This is a genomic window from Stenotrophomonas sp. 2694 (assembly GCF_040548715.1).
In the GTDB taxonomy this organism is placed as follows: Bacteria; Pseudomonadota; Gammaproteobacteria; order Xanthomonadales; family Xanthomonadaceae; genus Stenotrophomonas; species Stenotrophomonas indicatrix.
Genome location: NZ_JBEPSG010000040.1, coordinates 1 through 5,829, shown reverse-complemented (window position 1 = coordinate 5,829; position 5,829 = coordinate 1). Strand labels below are relative to the sequence as shown.

Below are 5,829 nucleotides of genomic sequence, written 5' to 3'. Positions count from 1 at the left end.
CGGCCTCTACCGGGCAAGGCGCCGGAAACCGCTGGGTAGGTGCCAACCTTGGTTGGCACGCGCGGACAACAAACCGCCGACCAAGGTCGGCCTCTTCCGGGCAGCGGGCCGGCGCTTACTTGCCGCGCAGCTTCTGGAACCCGGTCACCGCCGCCAGCACGATGGCACCGGCGATGATGCCGACCACCATGTTGCCCAGCGCGTTGACCAGCCAGCCCCACTGGCCTTCACCGCCCAGCGCCTGCACCGCGTGGTGCAGCGCCGGCACGTTGTGCACCAGGATGCCGCCACCAACCAGGAACATCGCTGCGGTACCGGCCACCGACAGGAACTTCATCAGCCACGGTGCCGACACCAGCAGGCCACGGCCGACTGCCGCCAGCGCCGCGCCCTTGCGCGACAGGTACAGGCCCAGGTCGTCCAGCTTGACGATGCCGGCGACCAGCCCGTAGACGAACACGGTCATCGCCAGCGCGATCACCACCAGGGTGCTGACCTGGTTGATGAACGACGCCGTGGCAACCACGCCCAACGACAGCACGATGATTTCGGCCGAGAGGATGAAGTCGGTGCGGATCGCGCCCTTCACCTTGTCCTTCTCCCACGCGACCATGTCCACCTGCGCATCAGCCAGCGCCTTGCGCCGCTCGGCCTGGTGTTCGGCGTCCTCATCGGCGGAATGCAGGAACCGGTGCGCCAGCTTCTCCACGCCCTCGAAGCACAGGAAGGCGCCGCCGATCATCATCAGCGGCACGATCAGCGGCACGTTCCAGCCGCGGCTGTGCAGCCAGGCTTCCAGCGCGCTGATCGCCAGCGCCGCCGGCACCAGGATCACCTTGTTCACCAGCGAGCCCTTGGCCACCGCCCACACCACCGGCAATTCACGGTTGGCGTTGACGCCGGTTACCTGCTGCGCGTTCAGCGCCAGGTCGTCGCCCAGCACGCCGGCGGTCTTCTTGGCGGCGACCTTGGTCAGCACCGAGACGTCGTCGAGCAGGGAGGCGATATCGTCAAGCAGGGCAAACAGGCTGGCACCGGCCATGGGGGATCCAGTAAAGGGAATGAGCGGATTCTGACCGATCAGGCGCCACCTGCGGTAGCGGGTTCACCGCGCGCCCACCGGGCGGCAGGGACACTGGAAGCGTAATCCGGTCCCGCCGACGGCGGGATCACGGACATCGGGTCGTCGTCTTCGAGGAGTGTCGTTTGAGCAATCCGTCCACCGCCACAGGCAATCCGCCGCTGATCAGGGGCATGAACCGGCGCAGCCAGATCCTGCGCCTGCTGATGCGCTACCGCCATTCCGGCGTGTTCTCCGGCATGAACCTGGACGCTGCCGGCAGCCACACCGACGTGCCACCGGACGGCAATCCGGAGCAGTTCGTCAGCGACCTGGAAGCGCTGGGGCCCACCTTCGTCAAGCTCGGGCAGATGCTGTCGACCCGCCCGGACATGGTGCCGGTGGAGTTCGCCACCGCGCTGGAGCGCATGCAGGAGAAGGTGGCGCCGATTCCGGTCGAACGCATCCACGCCATCGTCGAGCAGGAGCTGGGGGCGCCGGTGAACAAGCTGTTCGCCGCATTCGACCCACAACCGCTGGGCTGCGCGTCGATCGCCCAGGTGCACCGCGCGGTACTGCATGACGGCCGCGAGGTAGCGGTGAAAGTGCAGAAGCCCGAGGTAGCCGCGCAGCTGCGTTCGGATCTGGAGGTGCTGCGCAGCTTCGCCCTGGCCGCCGACCATCTGACCCAGATCGGTCGCCGCGTGCGCCTGCGCGACTGGCTCAACGAATTCGCCAAAACGCTGATGCAGGAGCTGGACTACCACGCCGAGGCCGAGAACCTGTCGCGCTTCGGCCGGCACCTGAAGCCGTTCCGACGCCTGTGGATTCCGCAGCCGCTGTGGGACTACAGCAGCCATCGCGTGCTGACCATGGAACTGGCCACCGGCGTGCGCGTGGATGCCATTCCCGATGTGCGCCGCACCGAACAGGCGATGGACCCGCTGGCGGCGGCGCTGATCCGCGGCTATCTGGACCAGATCTTCGTGCACGGCGAAATCCACGCCGACCCGCACCCCGGCAACCTGCGGGTGATGCCTGATGGGCGCTTGGCCATCTTCGACCTGGGCATGGTCGCGCACATGCCGCCGCGGCTGCGCGAGCGCCTGCTGAAGATCCTGTTTGCCGCCGTCGATGGCCGCGGCGAGGAAGTGGCCGACGACCTGATCAGCATCAGCACGCGGCTGGAGGCATTCGATGAGGAGCGCTACCTGCGCGAGACCGGCCAGCTGATCGCACGCTATGCCGCCAGCGCGAATTTCTCCGAAGGGCGCGTGGTGCTGGACATGGTGCGCATTGCCACCTCATCCGGGTTGCGCACGCCGCCGGAGCTGAGCCTGCTGGGCAAGGCACTGCTCAACCTGGAAACCGTATGCCGCCTGCTGGCACCGGATCTGGACACGCGCCGTATCGTCGAACGCCAGCTGCAGCACGTGATGCGCGCGCGCCTGAAAAAATCGCTGTCGGCCGCCAACCTGGCCAGCGAGGCGATGGAGCTGCAGCAACTGCTGCGCGACGGGCCGCGCAAGCTGTCGGACATCATGGCGCTGCTGGCCGAGAACCGCCTGCAGATGAAGGTGACCGGGCTGGAAGAATCGCGGCTGATGGAGAACCTGCAGAAGATCGCCAACCGCGTGGCCGCCGGCATCATCAGCGCCGCGTTGATCATGGCGGCGGCAATGATGATGAAGATCGACACCGGCTGGCATGTGCTGGGCTATCCCGCCATCGCACTGGTGCTGCTGTTGATCGGCGTGGTGCTTGGGCTGGGCATCGTGACCAGCGCATTGTTGTTCGATCGCCGTGCGCGTTCGCGCGAGGAACGCGGGCATCGATAGTGTCGCATCCACGCTCGACGTGGATCAGCGAAAACAGTGCATTCATGCAGGTTTTTAATGCAATCGAGCGTGAGTTTTCACGCTCGATTTACGTTCGCAGCGTGATATCGCGCGCACGATTTCAACAAACATTTCAGTCAGGTTCGTGCATGCACTATCGGGTCATCGGCCTGTCATGCAGATGTGCTTGCAGCAGCGCCGGTCGGATGGACACGCGTCGGTACGACGTCCATCGCCACCCCGTCACTGCCGAAGCTGCCTATGCTCTGGATTCTGCTGCTGTCGCTGTTGCTGCTGTCCTGGTTGTTCCTCGCGTCCGCAAAGTGGGTGTGGTGGAAAGCAGGCTTGTTCTCGCTGTTGCTGCTGGCGCTCAGTGCCTGGTGGCTGATCGACAAGCTGTCCGGTGACGGACTCAACGCCGCCACCCTGTACCACCTGGGTGCGGACATGGAAGGCGCCGGTGTCGCCGACTTCAAGGGCTATATCGCCGGCTTCATCGTGCTGGCCGCCGTGTCGCTGCTGCCGCTGTTCGCTACGCGGGTGAAGCGTTGGCGCCGCCCCACGGCCGGTGGTGCATGGTTTGCCGGTTTCGCCGCGCTGTGGGTGGCCACGATCATGATCAGCCCACTGGCCCGCGATGGCCAACGCCTGTACCAGCAGCTGCGCCCGGTGGATTTCGCCCGTATCTCCCCCGAATACCAGGTGCCCACGCAGGCCCTGCAGCGCCCACGCAACATCGTCTGGATCTACGGCGAGAGCCTGGAGCGCACCTATCTGGATGAGGCCGTGTTTCCCGGCCTGATGCCCAATCTCAACCGCCTGGCGGCCAGGTCGCTGGATGTACGCGGTCTGGCCTCGGCCGAAGGCGGTGGCTGGACCATCGCCGGCCTGGTGTCGTCGATGTGCGGCGTGCCGCTGACCACCTCGCAGGGTGATGAGAACAGCATGGACCGCATGGGCAGCTTCCTGCCCAAGGCCGTGTGCCTCGGCGATTATCTCAAGCAGCAGGGCTACACCAACCATTACCTGGGTGGTGCCAACGGCCAGTTCGCCGGCAAGGGCCAGTTCCTGGCCAGCCACGGCTTCGATGAAGTGCATGACCTGGCGTGGTTCAAGCAGCAGAAGAAGATCGGCCGTATCCACTACTCGGCGTGGGGCGTGCATGACGACGTGCTGCTGGACACCGCCTACCAGCGCTTCGAGCAGCTGTCGCGACAGGATGCGCCGTTCATGCTGACCACGCTGACCATGGACACGCACCACCCGGCCGGGCACCTGCCGGTGGCCTGCAAGGGCGAGCGCTACCAGAGCCAGTACGGCAACATCGGCATGCTCAATGCGCTCAAGTGCACCGACCGCCTGATTTCGCAGCTGGTCGAACGCATCCAGGCCAGCCCCTACGGCAAGGACACGTTGATCGTGATCGCCTCCGATCACCTGGCCATGCCCAACGACCTCAGCCATATCCTGACCAGGCAGAAGCGCGAGAACCTGCTGTTGTTCCTCGGTGATGGCGTCGCCCCGCGCCAGCTGGCCGCCGAAGACGGCTCGACCCTGGATTCCGGGGCCACCCTGCTCAGCCTGCTCGATCCGAACCTGCAGACGATGGGCTTTGGCCGTTCGCTGCTGGACGACAAGCGCGCGCCGAGTGCCAGCGCCGCGGCACGCCGCGATGGCGGCCGCGACTATCCGCAGTACCTGGCCTTCGCCCGCTCGCTGTGGCTGGGTGAGCCGACGCGGCAGCTGAAGATCGACGGCGACGACCAGGTGGTGGTGGGCCTGCAGCACGTGCAGCCGCCGGTGCTGCTGGAATACGACAAGGACTGGGACCTGAAATCGGTGTATCTGGAAAACACCTCGCGCCAGTTCGACGATGCCGACCCCGACAACACGCTCGCCTACGTTGATCGCTGCACCGCGTTCGAGGATGGCTCGGCCGACGGCGACTGGTGCGCGCTGCTGGTGAACCGCGACAACGGCATCAAGCTGTACCGGGACGGCCAGCTGCGCAACGGCATCGACGTGGATGCACCACTGGATGCCTTCCAGGGCCCCCGCCCCAGCGTGCGCCAGGCACACATGATCACGCAGAAGGGCCGCCGTACCCGCGCCGGCCAGTACATGCTGCAGCTGGTGGCGAGCACGCGCCCGGATCGCGGTTTCTGGATCGAAGCGGTGTCCTCGCAGCGCAAGGTGGTGCTGGCCCAGCAGTGGGTGCAGCCTGATGCCGATGGCAAGATCAACGTGTCATTCGGGCTCGACCACGAAGTGGATGATCTGGAAATCCGCGCGTGGTTGAACCATGCCGAGAAGCTGGCGGTGGATACCTTCGCACTGGTGCCCTCGCGCGGCCGACCGCGGGGGTAAAGGGGGTTCGGCAGGGCTGCGCCCTGCACCTGCCGAAGCAGTAGTGCCGGCCGCTGGCCGGCAACCTCAACGGCAACAGCCAAAGCAACAGCGACAGCTGGCATTCCGTGGGATGGCGGGGCGTTGTGGGTTGGCAGAACACGCCGTAAACCCGTCCTTGGGGGCTCGATGGCGCCATCCATGGCGCCAACGGTCCTGCCAACCCACACCGCCCCGCCTCTGACAGATTCCTGCAGCTGTCGGTAGGTGTCGACCTTGGCCGACACTTCTGTCAGATATGGAAATCAATCCGGGGTCAGATCCGTTTTCTTGCGGAAAACGGATCTGACCCCATCTGCATGAAATCGAATATTTCGATAGTTCATCGAAGAGCATCCACGCATGGCGTGGATCTACGTGTCGACCAAGGTCGACACCCATCAACAGCAACACAGAACACCGTTCCGACAGATCGCGGAAATCTGTCGAAGGCGGGGGGGGGGGGGGGGGGGGGGGGGGGGGGGGGGGGGGGGGGCGGGGCCGCCCCCCCCCCCCCCCCGGGGGGGGGGGGCCCCCCCCCCCCCC

At 65.8% G+C, this 5,829-nt stretch carries 3 protein-coding genes; 2 read left to right on the top strand and 1 reads right to left on the bottom strand.

Annotated elements, in window-relative coordinates:
* Positions 1-115: 115 nt before the first annotated feature.
* Complete coding sequence (locus ABIA73_RS21440; RefSeq protein WP_025874576.1) at positions 116-1,042, bottom strand: DUF808 domain-containing protein; 927 nt, start codon at positions 1,040-1,042, stop codon at positions 116-118.
* 212 nt (positions 1,043-1,254) lie between these two features.
* Between ABIA73_RS21440 and ABIA73_RS21435 the strand changes: the two genes are divergently transcribed.
* Together ABIA73_RS21435 and ABIA73_RS21430 are read left to right on the top strand one after the other, a co-directional pair.
* The gene (locus ABIA73_RS21435) at positions 1,255-2,898 is read left to right on the top strand and encodes an ABC1 kinase family protein (RefSeq protein ID WP_223483053.1); all 1,644 of its coding nucleotides are present in this window, start codon (positions 1,255-1,257) and stop codon (positions 2,896-2,898) included.
* 261 nt (positions 2,899-3,159) lie between these two features.
* Entirely contained in the window at positions 3,160-5,265 is a 2,106-nt protein-coding gene (locus ABIA73_RS21430) for a phosphoglycerol transferase I (protein WP_354276254.1), read from the top strand.
* Positions 5,266-5,829 lie beyond the last annotated feature (564 nt).

Bases quoted from the DNA above. Each gene is read 5' to 3' on its own strand.
- ABIA73_RS21435 (WP_223483053.1), top strand. From the start codon at position 1,255: ATGAACCGGCGCAGCCAGATCCTGCGCCTGCTGATGCGCTACCGCCAT.
- ABIA73_RS21430 (WP_354276254.1), top strand. From the start codon at position 3,160: ATGCTCTGGATTCTGCTGCTGTCGCTGTTGCTGCTGTCCTGGTTGTTC.
- ABIA73_RS21440 (WP_025874576.1), bottom strand. From the start codon at position 1,042: ATGGCCGGTGCCAGCCTGTTTGCCCTGCTTGACGATATCGCCTCCCTG.